This is a genomic window from Streptomyces violaceus (assembly GCF_036014075.1).
Taxonomy (GTDB): Bacteria; Actinomycetota; Actinomycetes; order Streptomycetales; family Streptomycetaceae; genus Streptomyces; species Streptomyces violaceus.
Genome location: NZ_CP107911.1, coordinates 3,243,017 through 3,260,054 on the forward strand (window position 1 = coordinate 3,243,017; position 17,038 = coordinate 3,260,054).

Consider the following 17,038-nt stretch of genomic DNA (forward strand, 5'->3'; position numbering starts at 1 on the left):
AGACGCCTACACGAACAGGCTCAATACGGCCGCCACAGCGAACCCCGCCACCGACAGCACACTCTCCAGCACCGTCCACGTCTTGAGCGTGTCCCGCTCGCTGATGCCGAAGTACTTGGCGACCATCCAGAAGCCGCCGTCGTTGACGTGCGAGGCGAAGATGGAGCCGGCCGAGATGGCCATGATGACCAGGGCGACGAACGCCTGGGAGTGGTCGCCCTCGGAGAGGAGCGGGGCCACGATGCCCGCCGTCGCGACGATGGCCACCGTCGCTGAGCCCTGGGCGACGCGCAGGACCACGGAGATCAGGTAGGCGAGGATCAGCACCGGCAGGCCCACGTCGTTGAACGTGTCGGAGAGCGCCTGGGCGACGCCGCTGGCCTTGAGGACGGCGCCGAAGATGCCGCCCGCGCCGACGACCAGCAGGATGTTGCCGACCGGCTTGAGGGACGCCGTGGACACCGTCTCCAGGGACTTGCGGGACCAGCCGCGCCGGATGCCGAGCAGGTAGTACGCGAGGAACAGGGCGAGCGTGAGCGCCACGAAGGGGTGGCCGAAGAACTCGATCACCGAGCGGAGCGTGGAGTGGTCGAGGGCGATCGAGGAGAAGGTGGCGGCCAGGATGAGGACCAGCGGGGTGCCGATGATGCCGAGGACCGTGCCGAGGGAGACCGGCTGCTCGCGCGGCTCCGTGCCGGTCGCCCGCTGCTCGTCGAGGACCGCCTGCTTGGCCTCCTCCGCCGCCTCGACCATGTCCTGCGGAACGGCGACGAAGATGCGGCGGCCGATCCACGCCGAGTACGCCCACGCGGCCAGCACGGCGGGCAGACCGCAGACGATGCCCATGAGGATGACCCAGCCGAGGTCGACGTGCAGCAGACCGGCGGCGGCCACCGGGCCGGGGTGCGGGGGCAGGAAGGCGTGGGTGACGGAGAGGCCCGCGAGCAGGGGCAGACAGTAGAGCAGGATCGACTTGCCCGAGCGCTTGGCGGCGGCGTAGACGATCGGTGCCAGGACGAAGATGCCGACGTCGAAGAAGACCGGGATACCGAAGATCAGGCCGGTCAGGCCCATGGCGAGCGGGGCGCGCTGCTCGCCGAACAGGCCGAGGAGACGACTCGCCAGCACTTCGGCGCCGCCGCTGACTTCGAGGATCGCGCCGAGCATGGTTCCCAGGCCGATGATGATCGCGACATGGCCGAGGATGCCGCCCATGCCGGACTCGATCGTGGAGACGGCGTCCGACTTCTGGACCGTGCCGAAGAGTTCCGTGACCGACAGACCGGCCGCGAGGCCGACGGCTATGGAGACCGCGAGCAGGGCGACGAACGGCTGGAGTCTCATCTTGATGATGAGGAAGAGGAGGAGCGCTATGCCGAGCGCGGCGGTGAGCAGGAGTCCGGCGGTGCCGTCGACGAGGAGGAGCAGGCCTCCGGTGTGGGGTGGGGTCTCGGCGGGCGCGGACGCGGCGAGCGGATGGGACATTTGGGGGTCCTCTACTTAAATGCATGCAGTTTCGGGGTAGGGGGGAGCGCGGCGCGGCGCACCGGTGGCGCCGCGCCTGAAAGAGCGAGGTGGTGTGGAGGGTCAGCCGAGCACGGCCAGCGCGTCGATCTCGATCAGGAGACCCGCGGGCAGGCCGACGTAGACCGTGGTGCGCGCGGCGGGCGGCTGGGTCAGGCCCTGCTCCTCGAAGTACGCGTTGTAGATCGCGTTCATCTCGGCGAAGTGGTCGACGTCGGTGAGGTAGACGCGGATCATCATCACGTCGTCCCAGCCGGAGCCGCCCTCCTCGAGGATGGCCTTGACGTTGGCCAGAGTTTGCAGGGTCTGCTCGCGCAGGGTCGGCCCGGCGGGCGTGGGCGCCTTGCCCTCCTCGGCGGGCAGGAAGCCGACCTGGCCGGCGACCTGGAGGATGTTGCCCTTCCTCACACCGTGCGAGAACTTCGCCGGCGGGGTGGTGTGGGTCTTCGGGGTGAGTGCGGTCTTGTCCGTCATACGGTGCCCTTCACTGGTGTCCTGCCGGAGTACTCGCCGCTGATGGCGTCCGCCGTACGGCGCACCAGCGGCAGGAGGGTGAGGAGTTCCTCGGCGGTGACGACGACGTTCGGCGCGGAGACCGACATCGCGGCGACGACCCGGCCGTCGGCGCCGCGGATGGGCGCCGCGACACAGTTGATGGACTCCTCGTGGCCGCCGAGGTCGGTGGCCCAGCCCTGTTCGCGCACCTTGTCCAGCTCGCGCAGGAACGCGCCGGCGTTGGGTGTCGAACGGGACGTGTACGTGGGGTAGTCGAGCTTCTCCGCCACGGCCCGCCGCTCGTGCTCGGGCAGGTCGGCCAGCAGCAGCTTCGCGACCGCGGCGACGGTGATGGCGACGGGCTTGCCGATCCGGGAGTACATCCGCACGGGGTAGCGGCTCTCGACCTTGTCGATGTAGAGGACCTCGTTCTCCTCGTACACGGCCAGGTGCACGGTGTGGCCACAGCTCTCGTTGAGGCGGACCAGGTGGGGATGGGCGATCTCGCGGACGTCGAGGTTCTCCATCGCCTCCTGGGCGAGCGCGAAGAGGCGGGCGCCGAGGCGGTAGCGCTGGTCGGACTGGCGGTAGACGAGGCCGTGCTCGTGCAGGGTGCGCAGGAGCCGCAGGGCGGTGGACTTGTGCACGCCGAGGCGGTCGGCGACCTGCCCCAGGTCGGCGGGGCCCTCGGCGAGCAGCGGCAGGATGCTCAGTGCGCGGTCGACGGTCTGGCTCATGGCGTACGTACCTCCTCGTCGGCCCGCTGTGCCTCCTCGGTCCAGCCCGGGCCGAGTCGCAGTCTCCCCCATGCCGCGTCGTCCAGGGCGGCGAGCCGGTCGGCGTGCTCCCGGGAAGGGGGTGTGGCGTGGTCGCCGGGGACGGTGAGCGCGGCGGCGGCCATCAGATGCCCGTGCCGCAGCCGGTCCCGGACGGGCAGGGCGCGCAGGGTGGCGGAGAGGAACCCGGCGGCGAAGGCGTCGCCGGCGCCGACCTCGGCGACGACGTCGACCCGCGGGGCGGGCACGAAGGTGACGTCCTGCTTCTCGAAGACGGTCGCCCCGGCGGCGCCCTGTTTGACGACGAGCACGTCGGGTTCGGGGAGGGCGGCGCGGACGGCCTCGGCGCTGTGCAGTCCCCAGGCCTCGTCCTGCCCCACGAAGACGAGGTCGGCGCCCCGTGCGAGGTCCCGCAGCACCTTCGGGGCGTCGGTGTCGCCCCACAGCCCGGGCCGGTGGTTGACGTCGAAGGAGACCAGGGGGCGGCCTGGCCGGCGGGCGGTCAGCTCGCGCATCAGGTCCAGGCAGCTCGCGGAGAGCGCGGGCGTGATCCCGGACAGGTGCAGCACGCGCCCCGCGCGCACCGCCGCCGGATCGGGGTCCGTCACGCTCATCGCGGACGCCGCGGAACCCGCCCGGTAGTACGCCACCTCGTGCGCGTCGGTGGCCCGGTCCCCGGCGGTGCGGAAGTAGATGCCGGTGGGGCGGTCTGGGTCGCGCCGGACGTGTGCCACGTCGACCCCGTACCCGCCGATCGCCTCGACCAGGTGATCACCGAACGGGTCGTCCCCCACCCGGCTCACCCACCGCGCGGAATGCCCGGCGGCGGCCAGCACGCACGCCACGTTCGACTCCGCCCCGCCGATGCCCCGGTCGAAGGAGGGCACGTCGGCGAGCCGCCCCGGCCGGGAGGGCAGGAACGTGACCATGGACTCGCCGAGCGCGACGACGTCCACGACGTCGGGGGCGTTGCAGGGTCCGGTGGGGGTCACGATGCTCGTAGCTCCTCGTCGGGTCGGTCGGTGGCCGTTTCATTGACCGGGGGTGGCCGAGATGTTAGACAGCGTTACGCGACATACGCAATGAAGATTGCAGAGAATGCAACACCGCTGATCAGGAGGCTCCATGACAGCCGACACCGCCGCCGAGTCCCTCGCCCGGCTCGCCGCCGAGCGCGTCGACCACCGCTTCAAGGGCCTCCCGCCGGACGCCGACGGCCTGACCGTGGGTGAGCTGGCCGCCCAGCGCCGCGACCTCTTCACCGGCGGCTTCGCCACGCCCGTGCTCGCGCTGTCCGCCGAGCGTCTGGAGCACAACCTGAAGCTCATGGAGACGTACGCGGCCCGGCACGGTCTGGCCTTCGCGCCGCACGGCAAGACCTCCATGGCCCCGCAGCTGTTCCAGCGGCAGGTCGAGCACGGGGCGTGGGGCATCACGCTGGCGGTCCCCCACCAGGTGCGGGTGGCGCGCGCGTTCGGGACCCGGCGGGTGTTCCTCGCGAACGAGCTGGTCGACCCGGCGGCCCTGCGCTGGGTCTCTGCCCAACTCGACGCCGACCCGGACTTCCGCTTCGTCTGCTACGTCGACTCCGTGCGCGGGGTGGAACTGATGGACGCCGCGCTGAGCGGGGCAGGGCGCCCCGTGGAGGTCGTCGTCGAGTTCGCCGCCGGGGAGGGCGCCCGGACCGGGGTCCGTACGGAGGCGGAGTGCGCGGCGGTCGCGGACGCGGTCGCGGGCACCCGGACCCTGCGGCTCGTCGGTGTCGCGGGCTACGAGGGCGAGGTGCCGAAGGCCGACCCGGAGCGGGTGACGGCGTGGCTGCGGCGGCTGGTCGCGCTCGCCGCCGGCTTCGACAAGGCCGGGCGCTTCGAGGACGTGGACGAGATCGTCGTCAGCGCGGGCGGCAGCGCCTGGTTCGACGCGGTCGCCGAGGTCTTCGCGGAGATCCCCGAACTCTCCCGTCCCGTGCTGAAGTTGCTGCGCTCGGGCGCCTACGTCTCGCACGACGACGGCCACTACCGCAAGCTGACCCCGTTCAACCGGGTCCCCGAGGAGGGCGCCCTGGAGCCGGCGTTCCGCCTGTGGACGCAGGTGGTGTCGCGGCCCTCGGCCGAGCAGGCCTTCGTCAACGCGGGCAAGCGGGACGCCGCCTACGACCTCGATCTGCCCTTCGCCCAGGTGGTCCGCCGGGACGGCGCCGAGCGCCCGGCCACCGGGGTGTCGGTGACCGGCCTGTCCGACCAGCACGCCTGGCTGAGCACCACGCCGGAGGCGGATCTGGAGGTCGGGGACTGGGTCGGTCTCGGTCTGTCCCATCCGTGCACGTCGTTCGACAAGTGGCAGCTGATCCCGGTCGTGGCGGCGGACGGCACGGTCGTCGACTACGTCCGTACGTTCTTCTAGGAGGCCCGCGCGATGGAAGAGCTCGTCATCCGGGACGCCGACGTCGTGGACGGCTCCGGCGAACCCTCGTACCGGGCCGATGTCGTGGTCGACGGCGGCCGGATCGTGTCGATCGTCAAGGAGGCGGCGGCGGCCGGCTGCCAGCGGCCGAAGGCACGCCGGGAGCTGGACGCGGAGGGGCTGGTCCTCTCCCCCGGCTTCGTCGACATGCACGCCCACAGCGACCTGGCCCTGCTGCGCGACCCCGACCACATCGCCAAGGCCGCGCAGGGCGTCACCCTGGAGGTCATCGGCCAGGACGGACTGTCGTACGCGCCGGTCGACGACCGCACACTCGGCGAGGTGCGCCGGGCGATCGCGGGGTGGAACGGCTCCGGTGACGACATCGACTTCGACTGGCGTTCCGTCGGCGAGTACCTGGACCGGCTGGACCGTGGGATCGCGGTCAACGCGGCCTATCTGATCCCCCAGGGCACGGTCCGCGCGCTCGCCGTCGGCTGGGAGGACCGCGAGGCGACCCCCGAAGAGCTGGACCGGATGCGGCAGTTGGTCGCCGAGGGCATGGAGCAGGGCGCCGTCGGCATGTCGTCCGGGCTGACGTACACGCCCGGCATGTACGCGCAGGACGCCGAACTGACCGAACTGTGCCGGGTGGTGGCGTCGTACGGCGGCTACTACTGCCCGCACCACCGCTCCTACGGCGCGGGCGCCCTGGAGGCGTACCGGGAGATGGTCGCCCTGACCCGGGAGGCGGACTGCTCCCTGCATCTCGCCCACGCCACCATGAACTTCGGCGTGAACAAGGGCCGGGCGCCGGAGCTGCTGTCCCTCCTGGACGAGGCGCTGGCGGCCGGGGCCGACATCAGCCTCGACACCTACCCCTACACGCCCGGCTGTACGACGCTGGCGGCCATGCTGCCGAGCTGGGCGAACGAGGGCGGCCCCGAGGCGGCCCTCGAGCGGCTGGCGGACGAGGAGACGGCCGAGCGGATCCGCCACGACCTGGAGGTCACCGGCTCGGACGGCTGCCACGGCGTGCCCATCGAGTGGGACACCATCGAGATCTCGGGGGTGGGCGATCCGGCCCTGGCCGATTTCGTCGGCCACACGGTCCAGGCGTCGGCGGACCGGCGGGGCGAGGCTCCCTGGGTGACCGCGCGCGGGCTGCTGCTGGCCGACCGGCTGGCCCCGACGATCCTCCAGCACGTCGGCCACGAGGAGAACGTCCGGGCGATCATGCGCCACCGTGTGCACACCGGCGGCTCGGACGGCATCCTCCAGGGCGCCAAGCCGCACCCGCGCGCCTACGGCACGTTCCCGCACTACCTCGGGCACTACGTGCGGGAGTTGGGGGTGCTGTCGCTGGAGGAGTGCGTCGCGCACCTCACCGCACGTCCGGCGGCCCGGCTGCGACTGCCGGACCGGGGCCTGGTGCGCGAGGGGTACGTCGCGGACCTGGCCCTCTTCGATCCGGCGACGGTAGCGGCGGGGTCCTCGTTCGCCGAACCCCGCACGCTCCCGACGGGTATCCCGTACGTCCTGGTCGACGGCCGCTTCGTGATCGAGGACGGCCGGCGTACGGACGTCCTGGCGGGCCGGGCGGTCCGCAGGACTCCTCCCACGTGACCGCCCGTCCTCAGGCTCCGCCCTACGGCTTGGGCAGGGTGCAGCCGCTCGCGCTCAGGTCGAGCTTGTTGTCGACGCCGAAGCAGGCCGGGATCTGGTAGGTCTGCTGGGCGTAGTTGATGCCCTTGCGGACGGTCACGTCGCCGCTGGCGTCGACCTCACAGGGGTTGTTCACCGTGCAGCGCTCGCCGTCCACGTTGCCGGTGTTGTTGATCGCGACGACCTTGCCGGTGGCCTCGTCGACGACGGGCGAGCCGGAGGTGCCGCCGATGGTGTTGCAGGCGGAGGTGTAGCGGACCGAGTCCTTGAAGGTCCAGTCGCCTTCCTTCAGGTTGTGGGCGAACCCGTCGATGTCGCAGCTGTAGATCCGCTTCCAGTAGCCCGAGGGGATGCTGATGGCGGTGCCGGCGACCGGGTGCGTGTCGTTCAGCGTCAGTGCGTTGATGCCGTACGAGCTCTTGATCTGCGCGTACGTGGTGGTGAGCTGGTAGAACGCGACGTCCGTGTCGGTCATCGTGCCGTACGCGAGCTTGGCGGCGCGCAGGGTGGCCACGCGCGAGCCGGAGGCGTTGAGCAGACCGAAGGTACGGCTGGAGGTCTGGTCGACGCGGACCTCGCCGGGCGCGGGCATGCCGCCGTCCAGGCAGTGGCCGTTGGTCATCACCAGCGCCGGGTCGTTGTCCTCGGAGTCCGGCATGCGGACGACGGAACCGGAGCAGTTGCTGAGCGCGACGGTGCCGGCGAAGCTGACGGCCTTGGACGACGAGCCGCGGAGCCCGGACAGCGTCTGCTCCACGGACGTGATCACGCCTGAGGCGGCGGACGTGACCGAGCCCGCGTCCGCGACCTTGCCGAAGCCCTGGGGGGCGGCCTCGGCAGCGGTCGCGGGAGCCGCGCCGGCCCCGGCTATCGCCAGGGCGAAGAACGCGGCGGCGAGAGGTTTTCTCATGGGGGGTCCCCTCTTGCGACGGAGGCGGCCGGAAATCTTCCGGCCGCCCGCATTGTTGTCATGCGCATTGTGATCGTCGCGAGGCGGACGGGCAAGGAGTTGTTCTCTCCCCGGGACCGGCCCGTCGGGCCTGACCCTACTCAACGGCTTTGGGGGACGGATTACTTGGGGCCCTTCGTGCCGCCGGGACCGCGTCCGGGTTTTCCCTCGGCTCGGCCCGGAGCCGACGTGGCGGCGGTGGGAGCGAAGGCCGTCGGGCTGCCGGCCGAGGAACTGGCGGCGCCCGTCCCGGACTCGGACGGGGTGCGGCTCGCCGCGGTGGACGGGCTCGCGGACGCGGCGCCGGACGGCTCGTCACCATCCGCCGGGCCGCCGACGAGCGGGGCGGCGGGAGTGGCTGCCATCTCGCGCCCCGCCTGAGGGCGCGTCCGAGAGGGAGAGATTGGCGATCAGCGCGGCCACCGACACGGCGCCCACGGCTCCGGAGGCGACCGCCACGCGGCGGGCACGCCACGCCCCCGGCCGGCGCCGGGAGTGGCGGCCCGCACCGGACCGGCCGTGCGCAGGCCCCGACGGCAGCTCACGTGTGTCACCCGTGCCGCCGGCGGCGCCCCGCGCGTCCTCGGGCTCGTACGCGTCCTGCCAGCCGTGCGCCGCCGCCGGATCGGCGTACGCGTCCTACGCCGGGGTCGGGTCTGCGGCAGATACACGTTCGGCGGCCCATGGGGCTCGCCGCCCGTCGCTCCGTCGGCGTATTCGGATGGCCTGGACATGGCGGCGCATTGTAGGCATCGAAAGCGCTGGTGGGACAGCGTGCGGCGATACCCGTCCAAACCGGCGCGTCTCACGTGGCGGAAAACACGATCCGCGGGGCATTACCGGGCCGTAAGCTCCCTGACATGCAGGTGATCCAGTCGACCAAGCTCGCCAACGTCTGTTACGAGATCCGGGGCCCGGTGCTCGAGGAGGCGATGCGGCTGGAAGCCGCCGGTCACCGCATCCTCAAGCTCAACACCGGCAACCCGGCCGCGTTCGGCTTCGAGTGTCCGCCCGAGATCCTGGAGGACGTCCTCCGGAACGTGTCCACGGCACACGGATACGGAGACGCCAAGGGACTGCTGGCCGCGCGGCGCGCGGTCGTCATGCACAACCAGACCCTCGGCATCGAGACGGACGTCGAGCACGTCTTCATCGGCAACGGCGTCTCCGAGCTGATCGTGATGGCGATGCAGGGGCTGCTCGACGACGGCGACGAGGTCCTCGTGCCGGCGCCCGACTACCCCCTGTGGACCGCCGCCGTCTCCCTGTCCGGCGGCACCGCCGTCCACTACCGGTGCGACGAGCAGGCCGACTGGATGCCGGACCTGGCCGACGTCGAGCGCAAGGTCACCGACCGCACCAAGGCGATCGTCATCATCAACCCCAACAATCCGACCGGGGCCGTCTACGACGAGGCGATGATCAAGGGGCTCACCGACATCGCCCGCCGCCACAATCTGCTGGTCTGCTCGGACGAGATCTACGACAAGATCCTCTACGACGAGGCCACGCACACCCCGACCGCCACCGTCGCCCCCGACCTGCTCACCCTCACCTTCAACGGCATGTCGAAGGCGTACCGGGTCGCCGGCTACCGGGTCGGCTGGATGTCGATCTCCGGGCCGCGCGCCCACGCCGACTCCTACATCGAGGGCCTGACGATCCTCGCGAACATGCGACTGTGCGCGAACATGCCGGGACAGCACGGCGTGGTCGCGGCGCTCAGCGGACGCCAGACGATCAACGACCTGGTGCTGCCGGGCGGCCGGCTGCGCGAGCAGCGGGACGTGGCGTACGAGCTGCTGACCCAGATCCCCGGCGTGAGCTGCGTGAAGCCGAAGGGGGCCCTGTACCTCTTCCCGCGTCTCGACCCCAAGGTCTTCAAGATCAAGGACGACCGGCGCATGGTCCTGGACCTGCTCCGGCGCGAGAAGATCATGGTCGTCCAGGGCACCGGCTTCAACTGGCCGGAGCCGGACCACTTCCGTGTGGTGACCCTGCCGTCGGTCGGCGACCTGCGGAACGCGGTGAGCCGGATCGGGCACTTCCTGGACGGCTACAGCCAGCCCTGACCAAAGACCCCGCTCACACTGTGTGTGCAGTCGGTCCGAATTTGTGAACAACTCAACTTTAGACGAAATCTAAGCTAGGATGGCTTCCTGAAGCACTCAGGAGGCCGTCCCATGTACGAACCGATCCGCGCCAAGTCGGTCCACACCACGATGGCCGGCACCACCGCCGATTTCCCCCACCGATCGCGTGAGGAAGAGCTGGACATCCAGCTCGCGGGCCATCTCGCCGCACTGCTCGCCGTCACGGACGAACTCCGCGCGGCAGCACCGTCGGCCGGCCTGGACGCCTCGGCGGAGCGGCTCACGGAGCAGGTCGCCCGGCTGAGGGGTGGACGTACGCCGACCCGCGCGTCCAGGGGCCGGCGTGAGCGGAGCACCGTGGCGCTCCACCGGAGGGCGCATGCCCTGGCGGGGCGTGCGCTGGTCGTCGCCGCGTCCCGTGCCGATACGGCTGCCGCCATCCTTGCCGCCGAGTGCATGGACGCCCACACGCAGGCTCTGGATCCGCACACACTCGCGTCCCACTGAGCCCGGTTCACGGGCTCCCTTCGACGGCCCCGGTCCGCGCGCACCCGCAGCGACGCGCGGGCCGGGAGCCACAGCACTGCGTTGGCTTGAGCCGATTATCGCCGTTGGGGTATCGCCCGTGGGCGGGTGCGGGTTGAGTGTGGCCAGTCGCGCCCACGCGGCGGAGCCGCACATCGATACAGCCCCGCGCCCCTTGGGAGCGCCCCCCCAACGGCATCGCAAGAGTCAGCGTCTGACGTAGACCTCCGCTGACGCTGTCGAGCCCTCGTGCAGGGCGTCGCCCGGCCAGGTGACCGTGTAGGTCACGTCGCGGTGGATGCGGGGGATGTCGTTGATGGTGAACGTGCCGTCCGCGGCGACGGTGACCGAGGACAGGGTGCCGGTGCCGAGGCGGTCCTCGCGGACGACCTTGAGCACCGCACGGTCCGCCAGTGCCTTGCCCTGGGCGGTGAACGTGCCGGTGATCTCGATGCCGTCGGACAGGTTCGCCTCGTCGGGGGCGGTCAGGGCGATCGCGGTGGGGGCCTTGCCGACCGTCACGGTGTGGGTGATGTCCGTAGCCGGACGGTGGGTCAGATCGCCGAGGTAGGACACGGTGTACGTGGCCTCGCCGAGACGGTCGGGCTCGTCGAGGACGGTGAAGGTGCCGTCCGCCTTGACGGTGGCGGTGCCCAGATCGTGGGTGCCGCTCGCGTCGGTGCGGGTCGCCTTGACCTTCAGCGGCTCGGCGGGCGCCGGCCCGTCGTGCTCCAGCCGGCCGCGCACGGCCAGCGGCTCCCCCGCCACGGCCTGGCCGGGGCTGTGGGTGAGGCCTCCGGTGAAGCGGGCGTCGTACTGGACGGCGGGCGGCTTGATGATGTGCAGCCAGTACTGGCCGCCGGCCGCGTTGGTGGTGACCGCGAACAGCCGGGATCCGTCCGCCGACCACTCCATGCCGCGCGGCACGACCCGGTCGCCGTCGAGGCTGCCCTCGAAGACGAACTCCAGCGGGGTGGTGGAGTCGCCCGGGTCGGCGGGCTGCACCAGCAGGTCGGGTACGGCACCGGTGGCGGAGGCTCCGCGGGCGATGTACTTGCCGTCACCGCTGAAGGCGACCGCGCTGGCGGTGGCCCCGTCGGGCAGGGCCCGGTAGCCGGTCGCCGCGTCCGACAGGTCGCCGGTGTTCAGCAGCCGGGTGCCCGCCGTGGCGTCGGCCAGGGCGACCTGGCCGCCGTCGGCGGAGAACGCCAGGTCCTTGAGGTTCAGGGCACCGTTGCCCTGGCCGTCGGCGAAGCGCCGTGCGGCGCCCCGGACGAGGGCGCCGTCGCTGGTGTCGTACACGGCGAGGAAGGGGTCGGCCGCCTTCGCGTTGAGCGGCTGGCCCATGAGCATGCGGTCCCCGGGGCCGGCCTCCAGCTGCAGATCGCCGTTGTCGTTCCAGCCGGTGCGGGCGTGTACGCCGTTCACGATCTGGTCGAGATGGGTCTCGGCGGTGGCGCACTGGGAGGTCGAGGTCGTGTTCGGCGTCGTGAAGTAGAGCTGGCCGGCGGACTGGGCGATCTCCCGGCCGCAGGTGTCGGTGCTGACGGAGGCGACGGTGGTGCGCTGGTAGGTGGTGGTGTCGATGGCCTCGATGCGCTCGCGCAGACCCGCGTACAGCGTGTTGCCGTCGGCGCTGACCGCGAGGCCGGAGACATGGGCCTGGCTGGTGGTGAGCGTCGTGAGGCGCTCACCCTCGAAGGTGTAGACGGCGATGGTGCCGGAGTTGAGGTAGTAGCCGACGTTGCTGTCCGCCACGAAGACGCGCTGGTGGACGTTGTCGACGGCCAGCGCCGAGTACGACGAGATCGGCAGCTTGGCCACCGCGTCGGAGGCCACCGCGTCGGAGGCCGCCGCGTGCGCCGCGGGTGCGGCGGCGACGGTCAGGCCGGTCCCCGCGAGTAACGCGGCGGACAGCGTGGCCGCGAGCCGTCTGGAACGGTGTGCAGTATTCAACTGTGCCCCCCACAGGCTGTTTGGGAGCCCCACCGGGACCGGCGAGGCGCCTGTAGAGCATGAAACAGGCGTGAAGATTCCGTGAGCAAGGGGGCGCGACGGGAACGACGAAGGCAGGGGCCCGCACGCCGTTGTGCGAACCCCTGCCTGAAAATGGTGCTGTCACCGCGGCCGGCCGTGACGATGTTGCTGGTCAGGGCGCTCTCGGTAGACCGGCCGCGGAGTCTTGGGTGCGGGTGTCAGCCCAGGCGCTGCACCAGCGCGCGGTACTGGTCCCACAGTTCCTTCGGCGTGTGGTCGCCGAAGGTGTTGAGGTGCTCGGGGACCAGGGCGGCCTCCTCGCGCCAGACCTCCTTGTCGACGGTGAGCAGGAAGTCCAGATCGGCGTCGGACAGCTCGAGGCCGTCCGTGTCGAGGGCGCCCTTCGCCGGCAGGATGCCGATCGGCGACTCGACGCCCTCGGCCGTGCCGTCCAGGCGCTCCACGATCCACTTCAGGACGCGGGCGTTCTCGCCGAAGCCGGGCCACACGAACTTGCCCTGGTCGTCCTTGCGGAACCAGTTGACGTAGTAGATCTTCGGCAGTTTGGACTGGTCCTTGTCCTTGGCCACATCGATCCAGTGGGCCATGTAGTCGCCCATGTTGTAGCCGCAGAACGGCAGCATCGCGAACGGGTCGCGGCGCAGCTCGCCGACCTTGCCCTCGGCGGCGGCGGTCTTCTCGGAGGCCACGTTGGCGCCGAGGAAGACGCCGTGGTTCCAGTCGAAGGACTCCGTCACCAGCGGTACGGCGGTGGCGCGGCGGCCGCCGAAGAGGATCGCCGAGATCGGCACGCCCTTGGGGTCCTCCCACTCCGGCGCGATGATCGGGCACTGTGAGGCCGGGACGGTGAAGCGGGCGTTGGGGTGGGCGGCCGGGACGCCGGACTCCGGGGTCCAGTCGTTGCCCTTCCAGTCCGTCAGGTGGGCCGGAGTCTCCTCCGTCATGCCCTCCCACCAGATGTCGTTGTCGTCGGTGAGGGCGACGTTGGTGAAGACGGAGTTGCCCCACAGCGTCTTCATGGCGTTGGCGTTGGTGTGCTCGCCGGTGCCGGGGGCGACACCGAAGAAGCCGGCCTCGGGGTTGATGGCGTACAGCCGGCCGTCCTCGCCGAAGCGCATCCAGGCGATGTCGTCGCCGATGGTCTCGACCGTCCAGCCGGGGACGGTCGGCTCCAGCATGGCGAGGTTGGTCTTGCCGCAGGCGCTCGGGAAGGCCGCGGCGACGTACTTGGCCTCGCCGCGCGGCGGGGTGAGCTTGAGGACCAGCATGTGCTCGGCAAGCCAGCCCTCGTCACGCGCCATCACGGAGGCGATGCGCAGGGCGTAGCACTTCTTGCCGAGCAGGGCGTTGCCGCCGTAGCCGGAGCCGAAGGACCAGATCTCGCGGTCCTCGGGGAAGTGCGAGATGTACTTGGTCTGGTTGCAGGGCCAGGGGACGTCCTCCTGGCCGGGCTCCAGCGGGGCGCCCAGGGTGTGCACGGCCTTGACGAAGAAGCCGTCGGAGCCGAGCTCGTCCAGGACCGCCTGGCCCATGCGCGTCATCGTGCGCATGGCGACGGCGACGTACGCCGAGTCGGTGATCTCGACGCCGAGCGCGGACAGCGGCGAGCCCAGCGGGCCCATGCAGAAGGGCACGACGTACATCGTCCGGCCGCGCATCGAGCCGCGGAACAGGCCGCCCTGGCCCCCGGAGCCCTGGAAGATCTCCCGCATCTCGGCGGGGGCCTTCCAGTGGTTGGTCGGGCCGGCGTCCTCCTCCTTCTCGGAGCAGATGAACGTCCGGTCCTCCACTCGGGCGACGTCGGTGGGGTCGGAGGCCGCGTAGTAGGAGTGGGGGCGCTTGATCGGGTCGAGTTTCCGGAAGGTGCCCTTCTGGACGAGCTCCTCGCACAGGCGCTCGTACTCGGCCTCGGATCCGTCACACCAGACCACGTTGTCCGGCTGGGTCAGCTCGGCGATCTCGTTCACCCACGAGATCAGCCCCTGATGAGTGGTGGGGACGGTGGGAGCCGCGATGTCGCGCGCCACGATTGCTCCTAAATGAGGGATTTTTGTTGATGTGGAGGCCCCGTGGGGGCTGCGACCCGGATGCTTCATGGTGAAACTTGGCGCTCATCCGGTGCCGACCGCACTCATTTGATCATCCGACGTCCGCGCCCATCTGTCCAGAGGAGCGCACAGGTGAGCAACGTGAGGATCGCCACGGTTTCTCGCACCGTCTTTGCGTTCACGTTGGGTTCATCTGACCATCCGTTTGCGTAACCATCATTCGGCGAGGGTGAGAGGATGGCCACTCTTCATCGGCCAATCGACCGGACTGATGGGTCACTTACGGTTCCGTAGCTACCATTCGGCCATGACTGCGTTCGTCCCCGACGCGCCCTCGGATACGCCGGCCGACGGCCGTGGCCCGGTGGCGCTCTCCTTGCCGCACCCGGTGAAGCCCAAGCTGCGCGGCTGGCTGCACCTCGGCATGTTTCCGGCCGTTCTCGTCGCGGGCCTGGTGCTGACCGCCCTCGCCGACTCGTCCAGAGGACGCATCGCCTGCGGGATCTACGTGCTGACGGCCTGCCTGCTGTTCGGCGTGAGCGCGCTGTACCACCGGGGCGACTGGAGTCCGCGCATGGACGGCATTCTGCGCCGTCTGGATCACGCCAACATCTTCCTGATCATCGCGGGTACGTACACGCCGCTGACCATGCTGCTCCTGCCGGGCGCGAAGGGCCAGTGGCTGCTGTGGGGCGTCTGGGCCGCGGCAGCGGCCGGGATCGTCTTCCGCGTCTTCTGGGTCGGCGCCCCCCGCTGGCTCTACACGCCGTGCTACATCGCGATGGGCTGGGCGGCCGTCTTCTATCTGCCCGACTTCATGCGGACCGGCGGTATCGCCGTCCTCGTCCTGGTCATCGTCGGCGGCCTGCTCTACAGCGCGGGCGGCGTGGTCTACGGGATCAAGAAGCCCAACCCGTCGCCGCGCTGGTTCGGCTTCCACGAGGTGTTCCACTCCTTCACCCTGGCGGCCTTCATCGCGCACTACGTGGGTATCTCGCTGGTGGCGTACCAGCACGGGTAGGACCGCACGCCCCTTTCGGCCACGGCTCTCCAGCCGTGGCCGTTTTTTCGTTGCACCCGGAGGAAAAATTGACAGTGGGTTATTTTTGAGGGCTACTGTCAAATAACTGCTACTGCCATTTTCTATCCCCGGAGGCATCCAGATGCCGGCCCCACGCACCACTCCCGCCGACCAGCCCCCGCTGGGACTCCGGGAGCGGAAGAAGGTCAAGACCCGCCGGGCGATCCGCGCCGCGACCTACGCGCTGATCGAGGAGCAGGGCTACGACGCCACGACGATCGAGCAGATCGCCGACCGGGCCGAGGTGTCGCCGTCGACCGTCTTCCGCTACTTCCCGACCAAGGAGGACATCGTCATCACCGACGAGTGGGACCCGGTGATGCTGGAAGAGCTGCGAGCCCGGCCACAGGGCGAGTCCTGGGCCGACACCCTGCGGCACGTGATGCGCAAGGCACTCGACCTGAGCCTCGCCGAGGGACCCGAGGTCACCCGGCTGCGGACGCGGCTCGGGGTCGAGGTGCCCACGGTCCGGGCCCGCATGAACGAGAGCACGGCGGCCACCGGCCTGCTGCTCCGCGAGGCCCTCGCCGAGCGCTCCGGGCTCGACCCCGACAGCCTGGAACTACGGGTCTTCGCCATGTCCGTGATGGGCGGGCTGATGGAGGCCGCCCACTACTGGGCCGAGACCGGCCACCGGGACGACATCCGGGACCTCGTCGACCGCGCCCTGGACGTCCTGGAACACGGCCTGCCGACCGGAAAACCCTGAGGCGGCGGCCCGCCTCCGTGGCATCCTGACCGGGTGAACGGTCCCGAGATCGACGTCGAGTTCGCCCCCGAGCTGCACCTGTTCGTCTCCCAGGCCCGGCGGGCAGGCACCGTACGGGCCGCCACCGACGGCGTCTCCAGCCTCGGCCACGTCATCGAGTCGCTGGGCGTGCCGCTGACCGAGGTGGGCGCCCTGGTCGTGGACGGCCGTGAAGTGCCCGTGTCACACGTCCCGGCGGCCGGCGAGTCCGTGACCGTACGGACCGTGGCACGCCCCCAGAAGGTCCCGGGCGCTCCCCTGCGCTTCCTCCTCGACGTGCACCTCGGCACGCTGGCCCGCCGGCTGCGGCTGCTCGGCGTGGACACGGCCTATGAGTCGACCGACATCGGCGACCCGGCGCTGGCCGCTCGTTCGGCGGCGGAACAGCGGGTCATGCTGAGCCGGGACCGGGGGCTGCTGCGCAGGCGTGAGCTGTGGGCGGGGGCGTTCGTGTACAGCACGAGTCCCGAGGAGCAGCTCCGGGACGTCCTGGACCGGTTCCGTCCCGAGCTGCTTCCCTGGACGCGCTGCACCGCCTGCAACGGGGTTCTCCGCAAGGCGACCAAGGAGGAGGTCGCGGATCAGCTCAAGCACGGCACGCACGCGACGTACGACGTGTTCGCGCAGTGCACCGCGTGCGGCAGGGCGTATTGGAGGGGTGCGCATCACGAGCAGTTGGAGGCCATTGTGGAGCGTGCGGTCGCGCTTTGCTCGGAGCACCGTTGATGGCTGG

Annotated in this window: 15 protein-coding genes; 8 read left to right on the forward strand and 7 right to left on the reverse strand. The window is 70.7% G+C overall.

Going from position 1 to position 17,038, the window contains the following annotated elements; genetic code table 11:
• Positions 1 to 6: 6 nt before the first annotated feature.
• The 4 genes from OG542_RS14390 to OG542_RS14405 form a co-directional block, all read right to left on the reverse strand.
• Positions 7 to 1,485, reverse strand: coding sequence for a GntP family permease (locus OG542_RS14390; RefSeq protein ID WP_328411182.1), 1,479 nt, complete (start codon positions 1,483 to 1,485; stop codon positions 7 to 9).
• A 102-nt stretch (positions 1,486 to 1,587) separates the two neighbouring features.
• Positions 1,588 to 1,998: a RidA family protein gene (locus tag OG542_RS14395; RefSeq protein WP_328411184.1), complete on the reverse strand. Its 411-nt coding sequence runs from the start codon at positions 1,996 to 1,998 to the stop codon at positions 1,588 to 1,590.
• A complete protein-coding gene (locus OG542_RS14400; protein ID WP_328411186.1) occupies positions 1,995 to 2,756 on the reverse strand; it encodes an IclR family transcriptional regulator in 762 nt (253 codons plus the stop codon). Before OG542_RS14400 ends, OG542_RS14395 begins: the two co-directional genes overlap by 4 nt.
• Positions 2,753 to 3,787: a sugar kinase gene (locus OG542_RS14405; RefSeq protein ID WP_328411188.1), complete on the reverse strand. Its 1,035-nt coding sequence runs from the start codon at positions 3,785 to 3,787 to the stop codon at positions 2,753 to 2,755. Before OG542_RS14405 ends, OG542_RS14400 begins: the two co-directional genes overlap by 4 nt.
• Positions 3,788 to 3,920: 133 nt before the next feature.
• On the opposite strand from OG542_RS14405, the gene OG542_RS14410 reads away from it, so the two are divergent.
• A complete protein-coding gene (locus OG542_RS14410) occupies positions 3,921 to 5,198 on the forward strand; it encodes an amino acid deaminase (protein WP_328411190.1) in 1,278 nt (425 codons plus the stop codon).
• Between the two features lie 12 nt (positions 5,199 to 5,210).
• Entirely contained in the window at positions 5,211 to 6,824 is a 1,614-nt protein-coding gene (locus OG542_RS14415) for an N-acyl-D-amino-acid deacylase family protein (RefSeq protein WP_328411191.1), read from the forward strand.
• Positions 6,825 to 6,846: 22 nt separating this feature from the next.
• Here OG542_RS14415 and OG542_RS14420 read toward each other — a convergent pair whose 3' ends face one another.
• Positions 6,847 to 7,773 (reverse strand): S1 family peptidase, encoded by a 927-nt coding sequence (locus OG542_RS14420; protein WP_328411193.1) that lies wholly within the window; start codon positions 7,771 to 7,773, stop codon positions 6,847 to 6,849.
• A 228-nt stretch (positions 7,774 to 8,001) separates the two neighbouring features.
• Between OG542_RS14420 and OG542_RS14425 the strand changes: the two genes are divergently transcribed.
• The 3 genes from OG542_RS14425 to OG542_RS14435 all read left to right on the forward strand — a co-directional run bounded on the left by OG542_RS14425 (position 8,002) and on the right by OG542_RS14435 (position 10,412).
• Positions 8,002 to 8,193 (forward strand): hypothetical protein, encoded by a 192-nt coding sequence (locus OG542_RS14425; RefSeq protein WP_328411195.1) that lies wholly within the window; start codon positions 8,002 to 8,004, stop codon positions 8,191 to 8,193.
• 479 nt (positions 8,194 to 8,672) lie between these two features.
• Positions 8,673 to 9,884 carry a pyridoxal phosphate-dependent aminotransferase gene (locus OG542_RS14430; protein ID WP_328411197.1) on the forward strand — a complete coding sequence of 404 codons (1,212 nt, stop codon included), beginning with the start codon at positions 8,673 to 8,675 and terminating at the stop codon, positions 9,882 to 9,884.
• A 111-nt stretch (positions 9,885 to 9,995) separates the two neighbouring features.
• On the forward strand, positions 9,996 to 10,412 hold the full coding sequence (locus tag OG542_RS14435; protein WP_328411199.1) for an SCO4983 family protein: 417 nt from the start codon (positions 9,996 to 9,998) through the stop codon (positions 10,410 to 10,412).
• Positions 10,413 to 10,637: 225 nt separating this feature from the next.
• Here the strand turns inward: OG542_RS14435 and OG542_RS14440 are convergent, their stop codons facing one another.
• Both OG542_RS14440 and OG542_RS14445 read right to left on the reverse strand, forming a co-directional pair.
• Complete coding sequence (locus tag OG542_RS14440; protein WP_328411201.1) at positions 10,638 to 12,386, reverse strand: Ig-like domain repeat protein; 1,749 nt, start codon at positions 12,384 to 12,386, stop codon at positions 10,638 to 10,640.
• Between the two features lie 239 nt (positions 12,387 to 12,625).
• Positions 12,626 to 14,455 (reverse strand): phosphoenolpyruvate carboxykinase (GTP), encoded by a 1,830-nt coding sequence (locus OG542_RS14445; protein ID WP_311127487.1) that lies wholly within the window; start codon positions 14,453 to 14,455, stop codon positions 12,626 to 12,628.
• A gap of 328 nt (positions 14,456 to 14,783) precedes the next feature.
• Between OG542_RS14445 and trhA the strand changes: the two genes are divergently transcribed.
• The 3 genes from trhA (at position 14,784) to OG542_RS14460 (ending at position 17,031) form a co-directional block, all read left to right on the forward strand.
• Positions 14,784 to 15,497 (forward strand): PAQR family membrane homeostasis protein TrhA, encoded by a 714-nt coding sequence (gene trhA, locus OG542_RS14450; RefSeq protein ID WP_311127486.1) that lies wholly within the window; start codon positions 14,784 to 14,786, stop codon positions 15,495 to 15,497.
• 142 nt (positions 15,498 to 15,639) lie between these two features.
• Positions 15,640 to 16,266: a TetR/AcrR family transcriptional regulator gene (locus tag OG542_RS14455; RefSeq protein WP_328411204.1), complete on the forward strand. Its 627-nt coding sequence runs from the start codon at positions 15,640 to 15,642 to the stop codon at positions 16,264 to 16,266.
• Between the two features lie 33 nt (positions 16,267 to 16,299).
• Positions 16,300 to 17,031: a Mut7-C RNAse domain-containing protein gene (locus OG542_RS14460; RefSeq protein ID WP_328411206.1), complete on the forward strand. Its 732-nt coding sequence runs from the start codon at positions 16,300 to 16,302 to the stop codon at positions 17,029 to 17,031.
• The last annotated feature ends 7 nt before the right edge of the window (positions 17,032 to 17,038 follow it).